We start from the raw sequence: 21,875 nt of genomic DNA, 5'->3' as shown, positions 1-21,875 counted from the left end.
CGGTCCTTGTGTATGTGGCGTAGGGGCATTTGGGGCGGACAATCGGGTCAGGGCGGCGGGGCCGGTACGGTAGTGTGGCCTGTCCGCGTTGGCCTGTCTGGCGCGGGTGTCCCCACGGCTTTTCCCGCCGCGCGCGGCTGGCTGCGGCGGGCGCGTCACCTTGCCGTATCACGAAACCCATGTTTTCCCCATGATAGAGCGCGGATGTGCCGGACGTCAAAATGGCAGGGGCGCGGCGGGCTGGACGCGCTCGCCCCGGCGGTGGATACTGGCGCGCCCAACCCAAGGAGTTTCCCATGCCCTACGTCAACATCCGCATCACCCGCGAAGGCGCCACCAGCGAGCAGAAGGCGGCGCTCATCCAGGGCGTCACGCAGTTGCTGGTGGACATCCTCGGCAAGAACCCCGCCACCACCGTGGTGACCATCGAAGAACTGGACACCGACAACTGGGGCGTGGGCGGCGAAACCATCACCGCGCGGCGCAAGCGCGGGGCCTAGCGCAAGGCCGCAGGGGGCGTCGCGGTCAGGGCTGCCGGTGTCGCCGCCATGCGCGGCGGGCGGTGCGCCAGGGCCACCGGCGGCTCGCCCCGCAATGTTCCCGGAGGTGTGGCGGATGAACATCCGCGGGATGGCCCCGCCTTTCCCGCTGCCCCTCTCCCCGCAACCTCCGCCGCACCCACCGTGCTTCGCGCGCGCTGGCGCATCGTTCCCCCATCTGCTACAGGCTGGGCATGCACACGGACACGCGCCCCCGTCTGGTGGTGCTGGGGCTGGACGGCCTGCCGTTCTCGCTGGCCCGCCACCTTTGCGCCCAGGGCCGCACCCCCAATCTTGCCCGCATCGCCGCATCCCCCCACGCGTCGGCCCTGGCTGCCGAGCTTCCCGACCTTTCGCCGGTCAACTGGACCTCGTTCTACACGGCGTCCGGCCCGGAAACGCACGGGGTGTACGGCTTCACGCGGTTCAACGTGACCACGCGGCAGCTGTCGCTGGCCGATTTCTCGCAAGTGGCCGCGCCCACCATTTTCGACCGTCTGGGCGAGCGCGGGCTGACCAGCAGGGTCATCAATCTGCCCAACACCTACCCGGCGCGGCCCATTCCGGGCATGCTGGTGTCCGGGTTCGTGGCGCACGACCTTGCGCGGGCGGTGTATCCGCCGTTCCTGCTGGGGCCGCTGACCGGGGCGGGCTACAAGCTGGAGGCCGACACGGCGCGTGGCGGCTCGGCCCCGGCCCATCTGTTGGCAGAACTGCGTGTTACCCTGGCCTCGCGCCGCGCTGCGCTGCGCCTGCTGTGGCCCGACCTTGCGTGGAACCTGTTCGTGCTGGTGCTGACGGAAACCGACCGGCTGTTCCACTTCTTGTGGGACGCGGTGACGGACGAAGGGCACCCGCAGCACCCGGCCTGCATGGAATTTCTGGCGGAATGGGACGCGCTGCTGGGCGAGGTGCTGGACCTCGCCAAGGCCCTTTCCGCGCGCGACGGCCGCCCGGTGCGCCTGCTGGCGCTGGCCGACCACGGCTTCGGCCCGGTGCGGGCAGAGGTGGACCTGAACGCCTGGCTGCGCAGGCAGGGCCTGTTGCGTCAGGTCACGCCCGGCGGGGTGGAGCAGTGCCACGAGCTGGACGCCACCACCCTGCACCCGGACAGCGCGGCCTTTGCGCTGGACCCGGGACGCATCTACCTGCGCACCCGCCGTCGCTTTCCGGACGGCACGCTGGACGAGGCGGCAGGGCGGCATCTGGCCGAGCGGCTGCGGCGCGAACTGATGGAACTGACCTTTGAGGGTGCCCCGGTGTTCCGCGCCGTGCTCACGGCGGATGAGGCCTACGGGCCGGAGGTGCCGGGGCAGGGGGCGCTGGGACAGCCTGGCCCGGTTCCGACTGGCCCGGTTCTGACTGGTTCGGGCCAGATCGGTTCGGAGTTGGGTGTTGCCGGGGCAACCGTTGCCGGACCGACCATTTCCGGGGCAGGCAAACGGCTGCTGCCCGGCACGGGCCAATCTGGCCCGGCTTCCGGCCCGGTTCCCGAACCAGCCGCACCCCCTGTTCCGGAAGACGGCCCGCCCCTGCGCTGGGCCGCGCCGGACCTGGTCTGCGTGCCCGCCTATGGCTTCGACCTGAAGGCCAAGTGGAACCGCAGCCAGGTCTTCGGCCTGCCGGAACAGTACGGGCGCACCGGCACCCATACCCCGGACGACGCCTTCTGGTACGATTCGCAGCCGGACGGTGTCGCACCCGTCTCGGTGCGTGACGCGGGCGCGCTGGTGCTGCGCCACTTTGGTCTGGATGCTCCGGAGCGTACCGTGGCGTATCCGGCGGTGCTCACCGGGCAGCCGGACTGGCGCGGCGCTAAGGTGGCCGCACTGGGGCATGGCGGTATGGCTTCCGGAACTGCGCCCGGCCCGCCAAGCGCGTCTGGCCCGTCTGGCGAGTCTGGCGAGTCTGGTAAATCTGGCAAGTCAGGTCCGTCCGGACCGACGCACACCGACGTTTCGCCTGCGGCACTTTCCGATAGCCCGGCCATCCGTACGCGCTGATACCCGCCACTACAGACTTTTTACCGCAAACCTACCGAAAAGCATCCGGCAGCCATATGATAGATTGTCAAAACGAGCTGAATCCCGCCCAGTATCAGGCCGCCACAACCCTGGAAGGCCCGGTGCTGGTCATTGCCGGTGCGGGCAGCGGCAAGACGCGCACCATCGTCTACCGGCTGGCCAATCTGGTGGAGCAGGGCGTGCCCGCGTCGGCCATCCTGCTGCTTACCTTCACCCGCAAATCCGCGCGAGAAATGCTGCACCGGGCCGGGCGACTGCTGGAACACAGTGCCACCGCAGCCGTGCATGGCGGGGTGCACGGGGTCACCGGGGTGCAGGGCGGCACCTTTCACGCCTTTGCCTATTCGGTGCTGCGCCAGTTCCGCCCCTCCGGTTACGAGGCGGGCGACCTTACCGTCATGGACGGCGCGGACATCGTGGATGCGGTGCGCCACTGCAAGGACAACCTGGGCATCGGCAAGGGCGACCGGTCCTTCCCGCGCACCCAGAACATCGTGGGGCTCATCAGCAAGTCCCGCAACAAGGAACTGGACATCGACGAGGTGATCCGGCGCGAGGCGTTCCACCTGCTGGTGCACTCCGAAGGCATTGGCCGCATCGCCGCCGCCTACCACGCCTATCGCCGCGACCACGGCCTGCTGGATTACGACGACCTGCTGTTCGAACTGGAACGGCTGCTGCGCGAACGGGCCGACGTGCTGGAGTGGTGCCGCGCCAAGTTCCGCTACATCATGGTGGACGAATATCAGGACACCAACCTGGTGCAGGCCCGGCTGGTGCATCTGCTGGCGGGCGAGGGCGGCAACATCATGGCCGTGGGCGACGACGCCCAGTCCATCTACGCCTTTCGTGGGGCGGACGTGCGCAACATCCTGGATTTCCCCAAGCTGTTCCCCGCCGCGCAGATCATCAAGCTGGAAGAGAACTACCGCTCGGTGCAGCCGGTGCTGGACCTGACCAACGCCATTCTGGCGGAGGCCCCGCAAGCCTACCGCAAGAAGCTGTTCGCCGCGCGTGAAGGGGGCGACAGGCCGCAAGTGGTGCGCCCGCTCAGCGACCTGACGCAGGCCTCGCTGGTGGTGTCGCGCATCGTGGAATTTCTGCGCAGCTACCCGCCGCACGACATCGCCGTGCTGTTTCGGGCGGGGTACCAGTCGTACCACGTGGAAGTGCAGTTGAACAAACTGGGCGTGAAGTTTCGCAAGTACGGCGGGCTGCGCTATTCGGAGGCAGCCCACGTCAAGGACGTGCTGTCCTACGCGCGGTTGGTGCTGAACCCGCTGGACCTGCCCGCGTTCCAGCGCATTGCCGCCATGTCCAAGGGGGTGGGGCCAAAGACCACCCTGAAGCTGTACGAGGTGGCCCGTCAGGGTAACCCGGAGGCCACCAGCCGCGCCTGCCTGCGCTACCCGGAACTGCGCGCCGACCTGACCCTGCTGGACGGCCTGCGCAAGCGCCCGCACACGCCCACCTCGCTGCTTGAGGAAGTGATGGAGCACTACAAGCCGCGCATGGAAGCCGCCTTTCCCGACGACTGGCCGCGCAGGCAGCAAGGGCTGGAGCAACTGCTCCAGATTGCCGCATCCTACCGCGATCTTGACCTGTTCATCTCCGATTTGTCTCTGGAGGACCCCGGCGAGGAAGAGGAAAACCGCGACAGCGTGGTGCTGTCCACCATCCACTCGGCCAAGGGGTTGGAGTGGGGCGCGGTGCTGCTGATCGACCTGGTGGAAGAGCGCTTCCCCTCGCGCCACGCCATTGCCCGCGCCGAAGACTTCGAGGAAGAGCGGCGGCTGATGTACGTGGCCTGCACCCGCGCCCGCGACCACCTGTGCCTGTTCGTGCCCGCCAGCCTGTACAGCCGGGGCGACGGCGGCAACCAGCCCGCCGTGCCCAGCCCGTTCGTGCGCGAACTGCCCGCCCATCTGTTCGACGAGATGCACGAAAGCTATTCCGGCGGGCTGATGCGCCGTGATGTGCAAAACGGACAAAGAGGCGCGGGCTTCGGCGGCGGCAGGGGCGGAGCCGGTGGGGTAGGTGGCGGCGGCTTTGCGCAGGGGGGGCGCTTCGACGGCGCGCCCGGCATTCCCCGACCGCCCATGTTCGCGGAAGGGGCCACGCCGGGCCGGGCAGGGGGGGCAGGACGACCGTTGCCCGGCGTAACGCACCCCGGCGGCGGGCAGGCAGGGGCGCAGGTTGGCGGGCAACTCAGCCCGCAATCCGGGCCTGACACTGCCGCGCCGTCACTGCTGGCTGGCGGCACGGCTCCGGCGGGCCAGTGCGGCTACTGCACCCACCGTATCTTCGGGCGTGGCAAGATCGTGCAGCACCTGCCGCCCGACAAGTACCGCGTGAACTTTCCCGGTTTCGGCCTCAAGGTGATCATGGCCGAATACCTGACGCTGGAATCTGACTGAAGCTGGAATCTGATTGACGCTGGAATCTGACTGACCAGGAGCCTTCGCATGACCCGGCTTGCCTCCGAGGACGATTTTCTCGCCGCCATCGACCGCCATTTCACCAATGCCCACCCCCACCTGTGCGTGGGGCGCGGCGACGACTGCGCCGTCATCGCCTGCCCGCCGCGCATGGCCGTGAGCACCGACCTGTTCAACGAGCACAGCCACTTCCGCACCAGCTACTTCACACCCGGCGACATCGGCCACAAGGCCCTGGCCGTGAATATCAGCGATCTGGCCGCCTGCGGCGCGCGCCCGCTGGGCTTCAGCCTGGCGCTCGCCGCGCCCGCCGATCTTTCACGCGAGTTCTGCGACGGAATGCTGTCCGCCATGGCGGCACTGGCCCGCGAGCATGACATGGCCCTGTCCGGCGGCGACCTGACCCGTGGCGATGCCCTGTCCCTGTGCATCACCGTGTGGGGCGGCCCCGCACCGCGCCCGGCCCATGCAGCGATCATGGAAGCTGGTGGAGGGAATGGTGTCCCGGACGGTAAGGAGGACGGCGGCGAAGGTGTCGGCATCCTGCTGCATCCCGCCGCCGGAGACACGCCGCCCTTCCTGCGCCGGGGCGGTTGCCGGCCGGGTGACCACCTGTTTCTTGTGGGGCGCGTGGGTTTGGCCCGCGTGGGCCTGCTGGCGCTGGAAAGCATGGGGCCAGAGGCCGCCCGCCTGTACCCGGAGGCCTGCCGCGCCCATTTGCGCCCGCGCCCGCAAGTGGCGGCGGGGCTGGCGCTGGCGGGCATCTGTGGTGCCGGTGACGCGCGCATCGCGCTCATGGACGTGTCCGACGGCCTTGCGCGCGACCTGCCCCGACTCATCGGCGCGGACCGGGGCAGCGGCCTTGGCGCGGAACTGGTCATGGACGCCGAAGCCCTGCCCGACGAGGTGCGCGCCTACGCCCTGGCCAACGACCTGGACCCCGTGGATATCGCCATTACGGGCGGCGAGGACTACGCCCTGCTGGGCTGCTGCCGCCCCGCCATGTTCGACGCGGTGCGCGCCGCCGTGCCGGGCCTGACCCCGCTCGGGCAGGTCACCGCCGATGGCGTGGTGCTGATCAATGGTGACTTGCCCGCGTCCGCCGGGTTCGACCATTTTTCGGGGTAAGAGGCGAGGCTAGTTTTTGGGACGCCTCCGGCGGCCAAGGACGGCAGCCGTTATGCGAGGTTTCGAGCATTGCCCTAGCCGTTGGTGAGCGAAGCGAACCTTACGGACAGGGACCGCAGCGCGCGGATGGCGATCGCAAAGCGGCTGTGCCCCTTGGAATCCCATTGGGGTTGTGTTGCCGGAGTGTTTATACATTTTATGGTGTTACTGTCGCAACAGACGGGCAATCAAGGAGCGGAGCATATGGACACCACCCTGCGGCCCATCGGCGTCATCGTGTCGCCGCTCACCGAACTTTCGCAGTGCCCCAAGCAGGGCGACGAGGGCGCGCCCGAGGCGTGGGTGGAGATTGCCGCGCCCTACGTGCCCGGCCTGGACACCCTGACGCCGGGCCTGTCGCTGACCCTGCTCACCTGGCTGCATCGCGCCGACCGCGACGTGTTGTCCGTGCACCCGCGCGGCGATACGCGCCGCCCAAGGCGCGGCGTGTTCAACACCCGCTCGCCCGCCCGGCCCAACCCGGTGGGCCTGCACGAGGTGCGCTTGCTGGAACTGGCCCCCGGCGCGGACGGTGGCGTGCGTCTGCGCGTGGCCCCGCTGGAAGCGCTGGACGGCACGCCGGTCATCGACATCAAGACTTCGTACCGCCAGCGCCAGCCGGAACCGGTGCCCGAAGGTGGCACAGGCTCCGATGGTAATACAGATCGTGCGACAAAAACGGAAGCAAATGGTAATTCAAATCGCAGTCCTTCCGTACACGTCATCTCCGGTTCCGCCCCGTCGCCATGGGGCGAAGGCATCCCCGACGGCTACGCCGACGAGTTGCGGCGCATCTGCCTGCGCGGCTGGCAGCGCGGCCTGTATTCCGGGTTCAACGGCAACGCCAGCCTGCGCATCGGCACGGCCTGTCTGCTGACCTGCTCCGGCGCTGCCAAGGGTGATCTGGGCCCCGGCGACCTCGCGCTGGTGGACATCGCCAGCGGGGCGGTGCTGGCCGGGGGCAAGCCCTCGTCCGAGGGGGCCATGCATCTGGCCATCTACCGCGCCCGGCCCGACGCCATGGCCGTGGTGCATACCCATCCGCCCCGGCTGCTGGCGCTGGGTTCGCTGGTCGGGCCGGACGACATGCTGCGCCTGCCCATTTACGAATCGGAACTGCTGCGCGGGCAGTTGGGCTTCGCGCCCGCCCATGCCCCCGGCACCCAGGAACTGGCCGACGCCATGGCGGCTGCCGCCGTCACCCGCGACGCGGTGTGGATGGAACGCCATGGCCTGTGCTGCACGGGCCCTTCCGCCGCCCGCGCCCTGGCCCTGGCCGAGGAACTGGAGCATCTGGCCGGGGTGCAACTGACCGTGCTGTCCGCTCACGGCACGGTGCGGGGCTGATCGAAAAGCCCCGGCCCGTGCGGTAAGTGCACGAACCGGGGCAATGATGGCATGTACATGTTTCGGTGCCGCGGGCTTGGGGCGAGCTGTCTGCGGTTACGCCAATTCGCGCCGGAGCCGTTCGATCTTTTCCGGGGTGACGTCGGCCCGGCTGTGCCATGTCCGGGTGTTCCACCCGCAGAGGATGTCCAGCAGGCTGCCGAAGTCGAAATAAAAGAAGCGCGTCAGGCCACGGTGCAGCAGGCGCTTGATGAGCACCCGCCCTGCGCAGCCCGTGGCCACCACGACCACGCCGTAGTTTTCCCGCGAGGCCAGGTGCCGGGCGGCTTCCTGCTCGATCCGGTCCATGGCGCGGTACGAATCCTTCATCGGCGTGCGGACGTGGGGCGCGTTGCCGAACAGCAGGCTCCGGTCCGCTTCCGGCACGTCTTCGGCCCCGACAAACAGGGCGGCGTTTCGTTTCAGCAGCTTCAGAAATTCCAGCGTGTATTCGAAATCCGCGGAAAACTGATAGTGCAGAGCCACCGCGCTGTAGATGGGGTGGCCCGTGAAACATTCCAGCGTCCTGCGCAGGAATCGTTCAGCCGCTGCGTCACGCATCAGGAAGACGCCCGGCGACATTCCTTCCTCATGGCCGAATCTTGCCGAATGTATGGGAAGCGCCTTCAGCACGCCCGGCATGTTGCACCGGAAGGCCTCGCGCATTTCCCGGGTGAAGTCGGGGGTGGAGGTTTGCAGTGCATCGTCCGTTCCGTGTGCCAGATAGACGTCTCCATCACCGAAGCGCAGGTATGCGCCACCCTTTTGCGACGCCATGAAGGCAGCACATCGCGCCAGTGTCTCACGCGTCGTGCGGATGCGGACATTGTCCAGAGGAGTGGCATTGCGCCAGTGCCACGGAATGTGTCGTTTCAATCTCTCGAATTGTGTATGCAGAAGCAATCCCATTATGTATTCTCGGAAAGAACGCGAGTGTGTGAATATGTATTATTGTCCAAAAAATATACTGAATTCCAATGCAATTACATGGCTGAAGCAGAAAAACATCTTATAATACCAAGGCATCATGTATCAGGTTGATAATGTGTGCCGTGATTTTTAAGAAAGAGGTTCAAACAAGGCAGAGCAATATGTGCGAAATGTGCCACCGCATGAACAATGTGAAGTTGTATGGCTCCGCTAACATCAATTAACAGATGTTGACAAGAGGAATTTTGAAGAACGGAATGTCGTCGCGTCCGGCATCAGACCCGTGACGGTCAGGCAAAGGACACGGAGTCGCCACGCGTTCCATGTTGTGCCGGGCCGAAGACTGGCGCGTGCTCCGGGGGTACACCCGTGGTGTCACCCCCGCCTTGCGTCCGTCACACGGAACGGCTAGATTCGCCACCTTGCGGCCATGCACCGGGCTTGCGCGGCACACGCCAGCGCCTGTCAGCGCCCGTCTGGGCCAGTTCGGGCCAGTTCGGGCCAGTTTGCCCCAGACCGTCCCTGTATGAGCCGCGCACCTGCAACCTTTTTGGGGCCTTGCCCCGCAACCCCCTGGGGGACTTCCCCGCGCGAGGACATCGCACATGGCTCAGGCTTCCGACGCCGCACAAGGCTTCCGTCCCGATTTTGCGAAAATGAACGGTCTCGTGCCCGCCATCGCCCAGTGCGCCGCCACCGGCGAAGTGCTGATGATGGCCTGGATGAACGAAGAAGCATGGGACGCCACCCTCGCCACCGGCGAGGCGCATTACTTCAGCCGCAGCCGTGGCCGGTTGTGGCACAAGGGCGGCACGTCGGGCCATACCCAGCATATCAAGGCCGTGCGCCTGGACTGCGACAGCGACACCGTGTTGCTGCTCGTGGATCAGAAGGGCGGCGCGGCCTGCCATGAAGGGTACCGCAGCTGTTTCTACCGAGAGCTGAAGGACGGCGCACCCGTCATCTGCTCGCCCCGCGTGTTCGACCCCAAGGAGGTCTACAAATAATGTCCGGCAACAACATGCTGAAGATCGGCATTCCCAAGGGCTCGCTCGAAGAAGCCACCGTGAACCTGTTCGCCCGCTCCGGGTGGAAGATCCGCAAGCATCACCGCAACTATTTTCCGGAAATCAACGACCCGGAACTGACCGCGCGCCTCTGCCGGGTGCAGGAAATTCCCCGCTACCTCGAAGACGGCGTGCTCGACGTGGGCTTGACCGGCAAGGACTGGCTGCTGGAAACCGGGGCCGACGTGGTCACCGTGTCCGACCTGGTCTATTCCAAGGTCAGCAACCGTCCGGCCCGCTGGGTGCTGGCCGTGGCCGGTGATTCGCCCTACGTCCGGCCAGAGGATCTTGCCGGGTGCACCATCGCCACCGAATTGCTGGGCGTTACCCGCCGCTACTTCGAGGACGCGGGCATCCCCGTCAAGGTGCAGTATTCCTGGGGCGCCACCGAGGCCAAGGTTGTGGAAGGGCTGGCTGACGCCATCGTCGAGGTCACCGAAACCGGCACCACCATCAAGGCCCACGGCCTGCGCATCATCGCCGAAGTGCTGCTGACCAACACCGTGCTCATCGCGGGCAAGGCCGCCTGGGCCGACCCGTGGAAGCGCGCCAAGATCGAGCAGATCGACCTGCTGCTGCAAGGCGCGCTGCGCGCCGATTCGCTGGTGGGCCTGAAGATGAACGTGCCCGCCCACAACCTGGACGCGGTGCTCGATCAACTGCCCAGCCTCAACTCGCCCACCGTGGCCGGGCTGCGCGACAGCACCTGGTTCGCCGTGGAAATCGTGGTGGAAAACGACCTGGTGCGCGACCTCATCCCCCGCCTGCGCTCCGCCGGGGCCGAAGGCATCATCGAGTATTCGCTGAACAAGGTCATTTAAGGCCGGGTAGATTGGGTTAAGAATGAACCGGGGAGGGGACCCTTTGCGGCAGCCGTTAGGTGAGCGCTTGCGCGAACCTTACGGATGGCGACCGCAGAGCGAAAAGGGTCTCCCTCCCCGGCCCCCGCTTTGCTGTCCTCATCCGTAATGCTCGAAGACTCGCATAACGGCTGAGGCTCCCCCCTAAAAACTGCCACTGCGGCGGTCAGTCTGGATATAAAAGGCAGGGGCCTCGCAGTGGCTCTGGACATTTGCCCCTGTGTGAAAGGGGCCGTCCGCCGGAGGCCGTCCCATGCCCGCACATCCGTTCCTGCCCCGCGAACTCTACGGCATCATCGGCCATCCCCTCGGCCATACCATGAGCCCCCTGCTGCACAACTGGGGCTTCGGCCTGCTGGACGTGCCCGCCGTGTACATGGCCTGGCCGCTGGAGCCGGGCCGCGTGGGCGACTTCATCACCGCCGTGCGCACCCTGCCCATACGCGGGGCCAGCGTCACCATTCCCCACAAGCAGGCCGTGCTGCCCCTGCTGGATGGCGTCAGCGACCGTGCCCGTGCCGTGGGCGCGGTGAACACCCTGTACTGGCGCGACGGCCAGTTGCTGGGCGAAAATACCGACGTTACCGGATTCCTGGCCCCGCTGCGCCAGCGCGCAGCCACAGGGTGGCGGTGCGAAAGGGCACTGGTGCTGGGTAACGGCGGCGCTGCCCGCGCCGTGCTGGCCGGTCTGCGCGAGCTTGGCCCCGCCGGTGACGGCGTGGTGGCCGCGGTGGCCGTTACCGGGCGCAACGCGGAAAAGGCCGCCCCGCTGGCCGCCGAATTCGGCGCGGCGGTCGTGGACTGGGATGCCCGCGCCGACTGGGGCGCGGACCTTGTGGTCAACACTACCCCCATGGGCATGTCCGGCGAGCGGCAGGGCGACAGCGCCTTTCCGGGAGAGGGCTTTGTAGCGCAGGGCGTTGCAGCGGCAGGGGCGGGAGAAGGACGGCCCGGCCTGGCCTATGACCTTGTCTACAACCCGCTGCGCACCCGCTTTCTGTCCGAAGCCGCCGACGCGGGTTGGGATACGCAGGACGGTCTGGCCATGTTCGTGGAACAGGGCCGGGAGCAGTTCCGCCTGTGGACCGGACTGGAACTGCCCGGCGAAGGCGCGCGCACATTGGTTTCCGTGGCCCTGGGGCTGGGAGACGTGGCCGTGGGCCGCGTCTGCGGTCAGTGCGAGTTGCCCGGTCTGGGCAAGGAGTAGCCCATGACCACCGCAGGGGTGACGAGGTACACCGCGCTGCGGTCCGTCGCGGGACGGATGTCCCTGTCCGGGGCCATCGCTTCGTCGTGTTCCTTGCCGCTCTCTGCGGCGTTGCCCTGCCACGATCGCGGAGACTGTCGCACGCGGTGTCTGCCCGTTCTGTTACTCACGCTGCTGTTTCTGCTATGCGCACCAACAGCTTATGCGGGTGCGCCATCCCTTGCCGATCTGCCCCTGCCGGAACTGAAGGCCCGCCTCACGACCCGCTACGGCGGGCAGCAGCCTGGTCAGTGGGGACCTGCCCTGCCCGGCACGCTCACCCGTTTGCCCGTGTCCGTCGAATCCCCTGCGTCCAAGAAAGGCCCGGTCACCGTGGCCCTGACCTTTGACGCCTGCGGCGGCGGGTACGATGCCTCGATCATCGCGCTGCTGCGTGAACTGGGCGTGTCCGCCACCCTGTTTCTGGCCGGGCCATGGCTTGCCGCCCACCCCGCCGAAGCAGCCGACCTTGCCGCCGATCCGCTGTTCGAGATCGCCAACCACGGAGCGCGCCACCGCCCCGCCTCGGTGACCGGGCGGGCCGCCTACGGTATCCGGGGCACCCGCTCCGTGGCCGAATTCGTGGACGAGGTGGAATCCAACGCCCGGCGGCTGGCCGCCCTCACCGGCGTGCGCCCGCGCTTCTACCGGGCCGCCACCCTGTTCTGCGACGAGGTGGCCGTGCGCATTGCGGCGGATCTTGGCCAGACCGTCACCGGCTGCACCGTGGCGGTGGATGCCGGGGCCACGCTGCCCGCACCTGCCGTTACCCGCAACCTGCTGGCCGCCCGCAACGGCGACATCCTGCTGTTGCACATGAACAAGCCGGGTGCGGGCAGCGGCGCGGGGCTGCGGGCAGCCCTGCCGGAACTGCTGCGGCGCGGGGTGTGCTTCGTGCGCCTGTCCGATGCGGTGGACGCTGCCGTAGAGGCAGTTACGGCACCGTGAGCGGGTAGAGCAGCGTCGATTCCGCAATCGCGCGGTTTCATGTGAGGCAGGGTGCCCTGAGGGTGTTTTTTTGCTTGTCACCCCGCCCCACGCATGGCACACAAGGCCCGAACGACCACCTTCCAGCCCGCGCCCGCCTAGGGCGCGCGGCCAGTCTCCGACCCCGGCGCGCGACGTCATTCACCGACGCCGTTTCATGACGCCACTTCATGCCCACCATGAGGGAAGACGAACGCATGATACGCTGCTCGCAGGTCATCCTTTCATCCCGGCCGGTGCACCGGGTGCGCAATCTGGGGCTTCGCCGCTCCGGAAACGCCCGAACGCCCGTGGCCGGCGATGCCGGCCCTGCGGCTTCTGCGCTCCGGTAACCGGCGCGCCCAGCATCCCGTAGCGTAGCGATTCCGCCCCCTCACCCTCACCGAAGCTTGCCGTGCCGGTATCCGGTGCGATGCGCCCCGGCGCACCAGCACTGCCCGTGCCGTTTTTCCCGTGCAGACCCCGTGGCGGTATGCAGCGGGGGCGGCGGATGCATGCGGCATCACGCATTCACAGACAGTGCAACGTATACCGCGATACGGCCGTGGCTCACGGACCAGGCGCAACCCTGCATGCAGGCAGTCCCAAGCGTTGCCGCCATGCAGTGTACCCGGCCTCGCAGTATTCCGATGTGCCGGCCCGCAAGGACCACCGGGCGCATGCCCGACAGAGAGCATACCAAGAGGCGACGATGGCAGAACAGGATCACATCATCGAGTTGCGCGGCGTCACCAAGACGTTCGAAGACACCGTGGCGCTCGATTCCATAGACCTCACCATCCGCAACGGCGAGTTCCTGACCCTGCTGGGGCCGTCGGGCTGCGGCAAGACCACCATCCTGCGCCTGCTTTCGGGCTTCGAGCAGCCCACGGCGGGCGAGGTGCGCATCAACGGCCAGGTGGTCAATCGCGTGCCCCCGGAACAGCGCCAGGTGAACACCGTGTTCCAGAATTACGCCCTGTTCCCGCACATGACCGTGCGCGACAACGTGGCCTTCGGGCTGAAGATGCAGGGCGTTGCGGCGGACGAAACGGCCCGCCGCGTGCTGGACGCCCTGCGCATGGTGCACCTGGAAAACTTCGCCGACCGCAAGCCGCGCCAGCTTTCCGGCGGGCAGCAGCAGCGCGTGGCCATTGCCCGCGCGGTCATCAACAACCCGCTGGTGCTCCTGCTGGACGAACCCTTCAGCGCGCTGGACTTCAAGCTGCGCAAGCAGATGCAACTGGAAATCAAGCACCTGCAACGGCAGCTGGGCATCACCTTCGTGTTCGTCACCCACGATCAGGAAGAAGCCTTCGCCATGTCCGACCGGGTGGTGGTGATGAACGAGGGCCGCATAGAGCAGATCGGCGCGCCCAAGGAAATCTACGAGGAACCCGCCAACATGTACGTGGCGCGCTTCGTGGGCGACATCAACGCGCTGCCGGGCCGCATCGACGCCGTACGCCTGGACTGGTCCGCCGCGCCGGGTACGCCGCTGGCCCCGCCCGCGCCGGGCACGCCGGAGCACGCCGCCCTGCCGCCGGACCTGAAGCCCGGCGAACACCTGTACGATGCCACCGTGGGCGGCACCGTGTTTCCGGTGCGTTCGCCCCGCAGGCTGGCCCCCGGCGATGGGGTGCAGGTGCTGCTGCGACCGGAGGATTTGCGCATCGACCGCATTGCGGATGCGGAAACCCCGGACTGGCCGCACCTGTGGGGCCGCATCGAGGAATCGGTATACAAGGGCGCCACGGTGGACCTGGTCATCACCCTGGACGACGGCCAGCGCCTGATGGCGGCGGAGTTCTTCAACGAGGACGACGAGGACATCAACTACAACCCCGGCGAGCGCGTTGCCGTGAGCTGGGTGGACGGATGGGAGGTACTGCTGCCCGATGACGCAGCGTAGACCCTTCCGCACCGCCAGCATCGCCGTGGTCTGGTTGTGGCTGGGGCTGTTCGCCCTGTTGCCCAACCTCGGCCTGTTGCTGGTCACCTTTCTGGAGCGGGGCGAGTCGGACTTCGTGTCCCTGGTGTTCACGTGGGACAACTACGCCCGCCTCGCCGACCCGGTGTTCATCAGGATACTGGGCGAATCGCTGTGGCTGGCCGCCGCCAGCACCCTGGTGTGCCTGCTGATCGGCTACCCGTTCGCCTATGCCGTGGCCACGGCCCGGCGCGCGTTGCGCCCCTGGCTGCTGTTGCTGGTGGTCATCCCGTTCTGGACCAACTCGCTCATCCGCACCTACGCGCTGATCATCATCCTGAAGTCGCAGGGCCTCGCCTCCGACGTGCTGCTGGCCCTGGGGCTGGTCAACGAGCCGGTGTCGTTCATGTACAGCGAGTTCGCCGTGTTCACGGGGCTTACCTATACCTTGCTGCCGTTCATGATCCTGCCGCTGTACGCGTCCATAGAAAAGCTGGACAAGCGGCTGCTGGACGCGGCCAAGGACCTGGGTGCCAGCAGCCTGCGCGCCTTCTGGCACGTCACCCTGCCGCTGACCCTGCCGGGCATCGTGGCCGGGTGCATGCTGGTGTTCCTGCCCTCGCTGGGGTGTTTCTACATTCCGGAAATCCTGGGCGGGGCCAAGAGCATGCTCATCGGCAACTTCATCAAGAACCAGTTCCTGGTGGCGCGCGACTGGCCGCTGGGCGCCGCCGCCAGCACCATCATGACCGCGCTGCTGGTGCTGATGATCATCGGCTACTGGCTCAGCAGCCGCCGGGTGGCCCTGCGCGAGCGCAAGGGTGCGGATACCGGGGCGGCCACCGCCGGTCGCACGCCCGATGCAACGCACGAAGACGGCGACGGCATGACGCACGGTGCGCATGGCGCGCGGGGGAGGGCGTAGGATGAAGCTGCGCACCCTTCGCACGTGGCTGGTCTGGCTGGTCTACGCCTTCCTGTACGTGCCCATCCTGGTGGTCATCGTCTATTCCTTCAACGACGCGCGCTACACCACCGAATGGAAGGGCTTCACCCTAAAGTGGTATTCCGCCCTGGCCGCCAACGGCCCGCTGGTGGACGCCGCGCTGAACTCGCTGTCCGTGGCCACCCTGGCCGCCACCATCGCCACGGTGCTGGGCACGCTGGCGGCCATCTGCATCCGGCGCTACCGTTTTCCGGGGCGCAAGGTGCTGCACGGCTGCATCTACGTGCTCACCGTGTCGCCGGACATCGTCATGGGCATCTCGCTGCTCATCTTCTTCATCGCCATGGGGGTGCAACTGGGCTTCTGGACCCTGCTGGCGGCCCACGTCACCCTGGCGCTGCCCTTTGTCACCGTGACGGTGCTGGCGCGCCTGGCCGAGTTTGACGAACAGCTCATCGAGGCCGCGCGCGACCTTGGCGCGTCGGAATGGCGGGCCTTTCGCCATGTGCTGCTGCCCCTGGCCGCGCCTGCCGTGGCGGCGGGGTGGCTGCTGTCGTTCACCCTGTCCATGGACGACGTGCTGGTGAGCTTTTTCGTCACCGGGCCCACCTTCGAGGTGCTGCCCCTGCGCGTCTATTCCATGGTCCGCCTTGGCGTGAAGCCGGACATCAACGCCCTGTCGGCGGTGATGTTCACGGTAACCATAGTGCTGGTGCTGCTGGCACAAACCCTTACCAGGACGAGGAGGAAATGATGCGCACGAAGCTGCACGCGGCCCGCGCCGCGCTGGTGATGGTGGGCCTTGCCCTGGCGGTGCTGGCGGCGACGCTGTTCGCAGGCCCCGCCATGGCGGCGGAAGAAAAGGTGCTGAACGTCTACAACTGGTCGGAATACGTGCCCCAGTCGGTGCTCGACCGGTTCACCAAGGAGACGGGCATCAAGGTGGTGTACACCACCTACGAATCCAACGAGGCCATGTACGCCAAGATCAAGCTGCTGAAGGGCGTGGGCTACGACGTGATCGTGCCGTCCACCTACTTCATCTCCATGATGCGCGACGACGGGCTGCTGACCAGGATCGACAAGTCCAGGCTGAAGAATTTCAAGAATCTTTCGCCCAAGGTGCTGAACCAGCCGTTCGACCCGGGCAATGAATACTCCGTGCCCTACATGTGGGGTTCCGCGGGCCTGATGGTGAATAAAAAGGTTGTGGACCCGGCCTCCATCACCAGTTGGAACGACCTGAACCGCCCCGAATTCGCGGGTAAGGTCATCCTGTCCGACGACCAGCGCGACTCCATGGGCGTGGCCCTGAAGGCGCTGGGCTACTCGGTGAACTCCACCAGCGAGAAGGAAATCAAGGCCGCCTACGAATGGCTGAAGAAGCTGCTGCCCGCCGTGCGCGTGTTCGACGTGACCGCCAGCAAGCAGGCCTTCATCAGCGAGGAAGTGGCCGCGGGCCTGATCTGGAACGGCGATGCCTACATTGCCGCCAGCGAGAACGAGAACCTGGTGTACGTCTACCCCAGGGAAGGCGTGCCCCTGTGGGTGGACAGCCTGGCCATTCCCGTGGGCGCCAAGCACAAGGACAACGCTCACAAGTTCATCGACTTTTTGCTGCGGCCCGACGTGGCCAAGGAATGCGTGGAGGAATACAACTACTCCACCCCCAACGTGGCCGCGCAGAAGATGCTTTCGCCCGAACTGGCCAAGAGCCGCATCACCTCGCCCACCGACGCGGACCTGAAGAACGCCGAGTTCACCAACAGCGTGGGCAATGCGCTTGAAACCTACGAAAAGTATTGGGAGATGCTGAAGACGGGCAGCTAGTCCTGTTTCACATCCGGCCATTTTCCCGGCCCCCGCCGCTTGTCCGGCAGGGGCCGGGATTTTTTTGCGTCGGGTGAGTCGGGCGGGGGGGACGGGTGCCGGGAATGTCTCCGGACATGGTCAGACCGCCCCAGGCCTTGCTGTCAGCGGGTTATGCGTTTTTCTTACCAATACGGAGGCAAACGAACCACGGCGTACGAAGAAATGGAGTGTTGCTGCGTCAATGGCGCCGTACAGAGGCCGAATGTGGTCAGGCGTGGTGTGCAGGCATCATATGTTGTCGTCTGGATGCCGTGCAGGGAATTTTGTTGTGTCTTGCATGGCATAATAATGCATTCAGGAATGCAGCAGGAAAGCGTCCTATGTCATGCGAGGCATAAATTGACACCGTGGCATGCCATAAATAGTGAGAGTAAAGGCAGGTGTTGCGTCACGCCTGTACGCAACGGGACGCCGCGCGGGCGACAGCCTTTCGCCCGCGCGCCCCGTACTGGTGTTGCAGATGTGGTGTTGTCGGCCATGCAGCCGCGTGCGTTGGCGCGTGGGCAAGGCGCATGGCGTGGTGGCGTTGCCGGTTTGCGGCGCGCGCCTGTCCTTACACAGCAACGGAGGCTGACATGGCGAAATTCATACGCATTGACATGGGTACGAGGACGACGGAGATCGGGGACTGTCCCGAAAAGTATGCCGGGCTTGCGGGGCGCGGCCTGACGTCCACGTTCATCGCCGACGAGGTGAAGCCCACCTGCCATCCCCTTGGCAAGTACAACAAGCTGGTCTTTGCGCCCGGTTTTCTCACCGGCACCAGCGCGGTCAACTCCGGTCGCATTTCCTGCGGGGCCAAAAGCCCGCTTACCGGCGGCATCAAGGAAAGCAACAGCGGCGGCAGCTTTTCGCAGAAGATGGCCCGCCTGGACATCAAGGCACTGGTGTTCGAAGGCCTGCCCGCAGACGGCACGTACGTCGTGGTCAAGGTGGACAAGGACGGCGTGACCCTTGACGACGCCCCCGCAGAAATCATGGGCGCTGGCAACTACGACGCCATCAAGGTGTTGCAGAACAAGTACGGCCCCAAGGTGGGCGTTGCGCTCATCGGTCCGGCGGGCGAGATGAAGCTGTCTGCCGCCAACATTTCCTTTGCCGATCCGGAAGGCAACATCCGCAGCGCCGGGCGCGGCGGGCTGGGCGCCGTCATGGGTTCCAAGGGCATCAAGGCCGTGGTCATCGACGATGCGGGCGCGCCCGCCGTGACCATCGCCAAGCCCGAGGAATTCAAGAGCGCGGCCAAGCGCTTTGCCAACGCCCTGACCACCCACCCCGTCACCGGCCAGGGCCTGCCCAAGTACGGCACCAACGTGCTGGTGAACATCCTGAACGAAGCGGGCGGCCTGCCCACGGAAAACTTCCGCCGGGGCCGCAACGAGTGGGCCAACAACATCGGCGGCGAAACCATGGCTGCCACCATCGAGGAACGCGGCGGCAAGACCACCCACGGCTGCCATGCCGGGTGCGTCATCCGCTGTTCGCAGCACTACATGGACAAGCAGGGCAAGTACATCACCAGCGGCTTCGAGTATGAAACCATCTGGGCGCTGGGGGCGGATGCCGCCATCGACGACCTGGACGCCATCGCCTACGCCGACCGCGAGTACGACGAAGCGGGCATAGACTCCATCGAGACCTCGGTGGCCGTGGCCGTGGCCATGGACGCGGGCGTCATCCCGTGGGGCGACGCCAAGGCCGCGCTGGATTTGATCAAGGAAATTCGCCAGGGCACCCCGCTTGGCCGCATCCTGGGTTGCGGCGCGGCTGCCGTGGGCCAGATGTACGGGCTTACCCGCGTGCCGGTGGTGAAGAACCAGGCCATCCCCGCCTACGACCCGCGCGCGGTGAAGGGCGTGGGCCTGACCTACGCCACCACCCCCATGGGCGCCGACCACACCGCCGGGTACGCCGTGGCCACCAACATCCTGCGCGTGGGCGGCTTTGTCGATCCGCTGGGCAAGGAAGGGCAGGTGGAGCTTTCGCGCAACCTGCAAATCGCCACCGCCGCCGTGGATTCCACCGGCATGTGCCTGTTCATCGCCTTCGCCATCCTGGACATTCCCGACGGGTTCAACGCGCTGGTCGACATGATCAATGCGCGCTACGATCTGGCCCTGACCGGCGACGACGTGACGGCCCTTGGCAAGACCATCCTGAAGGCCGAACTGGACTTCAACCGCCGCGCCGGGTTCACCAGCGCGCACGACCGGCTGCCCGAGTTCTTCGAGGAACCGTGCCCCCCGCACAACACCGTGTGGGACTTCACGGACGAGGAAATCGACAGCGTGCTGGCCTTCTAGCAACATGCAGCCGCGTGGTCGCCTCTTGGGGGGGCGGCCACGCGGCATGACGTGAAAGCGGACCAACCATGCATATCACCGTGAAATGCTACGCCACGCTGCAACGCTTTCAGCCAACGGGCGGAGAGGACTTTGTCCTGCGCGAGGGCGGAACCGTGCATGACGTGGTGCTGGCTCTGGGCATCGCGCCGGAAGACGTGGCGGTGATCTTCGTCAACGGCCTGCATGCCCCCATGGGCAAGGCGCTGGCCGACGGTGACCGGCTGGGCCTGTTCCCGGCCGTGGGGGGCGGATAGCTGCGGAGCGGAGGAACCATGCCGGACAATGCGAACGGTCGCGGGGCGATCGGACAGAAATACGCGGGAGACGGGAAGGACGGAGAGAACGGGGAAGACGCAGCGCAGGACACCATAGAACTGCGGGCATTCATGGGGCTTGCGGAGCTGTTCCGCCAGCGTGGATGGTCCGTGCCGCTGCCGGTGCGCGTGCATCCGGGCACCACGGGGCCGGAACTGCTGCGCCAGCTCGACATCGCCCCGGAACAGGTGGAGGTGGTCTTCGTCAACGGCAAGGCGGTCAGCCCGGATCTGGCCGTGATGTCCGGCGGAGACAGGGTGGCCCTTGCGCCGCCCGGCGTTCCGGGGCCGTACCGGGTGCTGCTGGGCTTTCGCAAGATGTAGGTCGTTTCCGGTGGCGTGTCCGCCACGCAGCGGCATGCATTGGCATGCGGCATCTGCCGCCGACAGGTGCCCGGCAACGCCAAGCGACCGTCAGCCCCGCACCTTACGGTGACGGGGCTTTTTGTCTACATGTTGCATGAAGGCATGGCCGCCCCCCTGCACATGCCGGGCGCGGCGCATGCCCGTCCCAAGGCCACATCACCCCCAAGGAACTCGCCATGGATTCTGCCGACATGTTGCGCGCGGCGCTGGAACGGGCTGCCATCTCCGGTACTCTGCCAGACGGCAGCCCGGTGCGGATACTGCCGCACGGGACAGTGGAAGATGCCGCCCGCCAATCGGGTGTAGCCCTGCGCCATGTCGAAATCGCGGCGTTGGAACTGGGGCTGATTCCGGAGCGCTACCTGCGCAACTTCGCCACGCTGGACTGCGCGGGCCAGGCCCGGCTGCTGCGCGGCCGCGTGGCTCTGGTGGGGCTGGGCGGCCTTGGCGGGCACATTCTGGAGGGGCTGGCCCGGATGGGCGTCGGGCAGATCCGGGTGGCCGACCACGACGTGTTCGAGGCAACCAACCTGAACCGCCAGTTGCTGGCCACCCAAGCGGAATGCGGCATGCCCAAGGCAGAGGCCGCCGTGCGCCGTGTGGCGCAGGTGAATCCGGCGGTGGAACTGGACGTGTGGCGCGACCGGCTGGAAGGGCAGGACTTCGCGCGGTTTTACGCGGGGGGGGATGTGGCCATTGACGCGCTGGGCGGCGTGGCGTTTCGCCCGGCGGCAGAGGCCGGGGCCGCCGCCGCAGGTGTGCCGCTGATCGCCGCCAGCGTGGCCGGGTGGACGGCCATGGTGGCCACGGCCCTGCCCGGCGAACGCGGGCTGGCCGGAATGTTCTTTCCGCACGGGCAGTCGGCGGCAATTCCGGCAGAAGACGTGCTGGGCTGTCAGCCCCCGGCCCTGCTGGTGGCGGCGGGCCTGGTGCTGTCCGAAGCGGTGCGGCTGGTGTTGGGCCAATCCCCGCGCCTGGGCGGCCCCCATGGCCGGATGGCCGTGGTGGACCTGTCGACGATCAGTCTTGATAGGCTGTCGCTGCAAGGGTAGCCGGGCGGTCAGCAGTACCGGCGGGGTCCGGATGTACGGGGTGCACGGCCTCTCGCGCGTGCCGCGCCGGAAAGGTGCGGCGGTCAGCGCCCACCCTTGTGCTTGCGTTGGCTGACCACGCCCCACACCTTGGCCCATTCCTGCTCGTAGGTGGAGCGCGCGGCTTCTTCGGCCTGTTCGCAGGCGGCTCGGGCAGCCTGTCTGGCGCCGTTGCCTTCCGGGGCGGCGCAGCCCTGTTCGTCGCGGCAGGTGTCGGCCAGGCGCGCCATGGCCTCGTCCATTTGCCGTTCCAGCATTGCCAGATATCCGGCCTCGTCTTCCATGGTACCTCCCGGGCCGCCTTGCGACAGCCCCCATGGCGGCGTACCGGCGCGGGCCGTTACAGACAGGTCAGGACCGGTCCGCAAGGGCATGCCGGGACGCAGGT

The 21,875-nt window shown here is 66.8% G+C and carries 19 protein-coding genes; 17 read left to right on the top strand and 2 right to left on the bottom strand.

Annotated features, from left to right (window positions below):
* Window positions 1–296 precede the first annotated feature (296 nt).
* The 5 genes from DESTE_RS10295 to tsaA all read left to right on the top strand — a co-directional run bounded on the left by DESTE_RS10295 (window position 297) and on the right by tsaA (window position 7,515).
* The gene (locus tag DESTE_RS10295) at window positions 297–500 is read left to right on the top strand and encodes a 2-hydroxymuconate tautomerase family protein (protein WP_035067429.1); all 204 of its coding nucleotides are present in this window, start codon (window positions 297–299) and stop codon (window positions 498–500) included.
* 233 nt (window positions 501–733) lie between these two features.
* Window positions 734–2,542 carry an alkaline phosphatase family protein gene (locus DESTE_RS10290; protein ID WP_084559426.1) on the top strand — a complete coding sequence of 603 codons (1,809 nt, stop codon included), beginning with the start codon at window positions 734–736 and terminating at the stop codon, window positions 2,540–2,542.
* 56 nt (window positions 2,543–2,598) lie between these two features.
* Entirely contained in the window at window positions 2,599–4,980 is a 2,382-nt protein-coding gene (locus DESTE_RS10285; RefSeq protein WP_035067427.1) for an ATP-dependent helicase, read from the top strand.
* 48 nt (window positions 4,981–5,028) lie between these two features.
* Window positions 5,029–6,129: a thiamine-phosphate kinase gene (locus tag DESTE_RS10280; RefSeq protein ID WP_035067425.1), complete on the top strand. Its 1,101-nt coding sequence runs from the start codon at window positions 5,029–5,031 to the stop codon at window positions 6,127–6,129.
* 243 nt (window positions 6,130–6,372) lie between these two features.
* Window positions 6,373–7,515 (top strand): tRNA (N6-threonylcarbamoyladenosine(37)-N6)-methyltransferase TrmO, encoded by a 1,143-nt coding sequence (gene tsaA / locus DESTE_RS10275; protein ID WP_035067423.1) that lies wholly within the window; start codon window positions 6,373–6,375, stop codon window positions 7,513–7,515.
* 96 nt (window positions 7,516–7,611) lie between these two features.
* Here the strand turns inward: tsaA and DESTE_RS10270 are convergent, their stop codons facing one another.
* A complete protein-coding gene (locus DESTE_RS10270) occupies window positions 7,612–8,463 on the bottom strand; it encodes a hypothetical protein (RefSeq protein ID WP_156925324.1) in 852 nt (283 codons plus the stop codon).
* Between the two features lie 626 nt (window positions 8,464–9,089).
* Here DESTE_RS10270 and hisI point away from each other — a divergent pair.
* The 12 genes from hisI (at window position 9,090) to DESTE_RS10210 (ending at window position 21,448) form a co-directional block, all read left to right on the top strand.
* Complete coding sequence (gene hisI / locus DESTE_RS10265) at window positions 9,090–9,491, top strand: phosphoribosyl-AMP cyclohydrolase (RefSeq protein WP_035067419.1); 402 nt, start codon at window positions 9,090–9,092, stop codon at window positions 9,489–9,491.
* Complete coding sequence (hisG, locus tag DESTE_RS10260) at window positions 9,491–10,372, top strand: ATP phosphoribosyltransferase (protein WP_035067417.1); 882 nt, start codon at window positions 9,491–9,493, stop codon at window positions 10,370–10,372. The genes hisI and hisG overlap by 1 nt, the downstream gene beginning before the upstream one ends.
* Window positions 10,373–10,664: 292 nt before the next feature.
* The gene (locus DESTE_RS10255) at window positions 10,665–11,618 is read left to right on the top strand and encodes a shikimate dehydrogenase family protein (protein WP_035067415.1); all 954 of its coding nucleotides are present in this window, start codon (window positions 10,665–10,667) and stop codon (window positions 11,616–11,618) included.
* A 3-nt stretch (window positions 11,619–11,621) separates the two neighbouring features.
* Entirely contained in the window at window positions 11,622–12,605 is a 984-nt protein-coding gene (locus tag DESTE_RS10250) for a polysaccharide deacetylase family protein (RefSeq protein ID WP_245590805.1), read from the top strand.
* 730 nt (window positions 12,606–13,335) lie between these two features.
* Window positions 13,336–14,535, top strand: a complete 1,200-nt coding sequence (gene potA, locus DESTE_RS10245; protein ID WP_035067413.1) for a spermidine/putrescine ABC transporter ATP-binding protein PotA — start codon at window positions 13,336–13,338, stop codon at window positions 14,533–14,535.
* Window positions 14,522–15,478: a spermidine/putrescine ABC transporter permease PotB gene (gene potB, locus DESTE_RS10240; RefSeq protein WP_035067412.1), complete on the top strand. Its 957-nt coding sequence runs from the start codon at window positions 14,522–14,524 to the stop codon at window positions 15,476–15,478. The genes potA and potB overlap by 14 nt, the downstream gene beginning before the upstream one ends.
* A gap of 1 nt (window position 15,479) precedes the next feature.
* The gene (gene potC, locus DESTE_RS10235; protein WP_035067411.1) at window positions 15,480–16,253 is read left to right on the top strand and encodes a spermidine/putrescine ABC transporter permease PotC; all 774 of its coding nucleotides are present in this window, start codon (window positions 15,480–15,482) and stop codon (window positions 16,251–16,253) included.
* A gap of 38 nt (window positions 16,254–16,291) precedes the next feature.
* Window positions 16,292–17,329 carry an extracellular solute-binding protein gene (locus DESTE_RS10230; RefSeq protein WP_035070129.1) on the top strand — a complete coding sequence of 346 codons (1,038 nt, stop codon included), beginning with the start codon at window positions 16,292–16,294 and terminating at the stop codon, window positions 17,327–17,329.
* 617 nt (window positions 17,330–17,946) lie between these two features.
* The gene (locus DESTE_RS10225; RefSeq protein ID WP_035067410.1) at window positions 17,947–19,674 is read left to right on the top strand and encodes an aldehyde ferredoxin oxidoreductase C-terminal domain-containing protein; all 1,728 of its coding nucleotides are present in this window, start codon (window positions 17,947–17,949) and stop codon (window positions 19,672–19,674) included.
* A gap of 68 nt (window positions 19,675–19,742) precedes the next feature.
* On the top strand, window positions 19,743–19,970 hold the full coding sequence (locus DESTE_RS10220; protein ID WP_035067409.1) for a MoaD/ThiS family protein: 228 nt from the start codon (window positions 19,743–19,745) through the stop codon (window positions 19,968–19,970).
* Between the two features lie 18 nt (window positions 19,971–19,988).
* Window positions 19,989–20,354: a MoaD/ThiS family protein gene (locus tag DESTE_RS10215; RefSeq protein ID WP_245590804.1), complete on the top strand. Its 366-nt coding sequence runs from the start codon at window positions 19,989–19,991 to the stop codon at window positions 20,352–20,354.
* Between the two features lie 218 nt (window positions 20,355–20,572).
* The gene (locus DESTE_RS10210) at window positions 20,573–21,448 is read left to right on the top strand and encodes a ThiF family adenylyltransferase (protein WP_035067408.1); all 876 of its coding nucleotides are present in this window, start codon (window positions 20,573–20,575) and stop codon (window positions 21,446–21,448) included.
* Window positions 21,449–21,531: 83 nt separating this feature from the next.
* On the opposite strand, the gene DESTE_RS10205 is transcribed toward DESTE_RS10210, so the two are convergent.
* Entirely contained in the window at window positions 21,532–21,771 is a 240-nt protein-coding gene (locus DESTE_RS10205) for a hypothetical protein (RefSeq protein ID WP_035067407.1), read from the bottom strand.
* Window positions 21,772–21,875: the final 104 nt, after the last annotated feature.

The sequence above is a fragment of the Nitratidesulfovibrio termitidis HI1 genome, assembly GCF_000504305.1.
Classification (GTDB): domain Bacteria; phylum Desulfobacterota; class Desulfovibrionia; order Desulfovibrionales; family Desulfovibrionaceae; genus Cupidesulfovibrio; species Cupidesulfovibrio termitidis.
The sequence above is the reverse complement of the archived record's forward strand: the minus strand, read 5'-3'. Positions and strand labels throughout refer to the sequence as shown.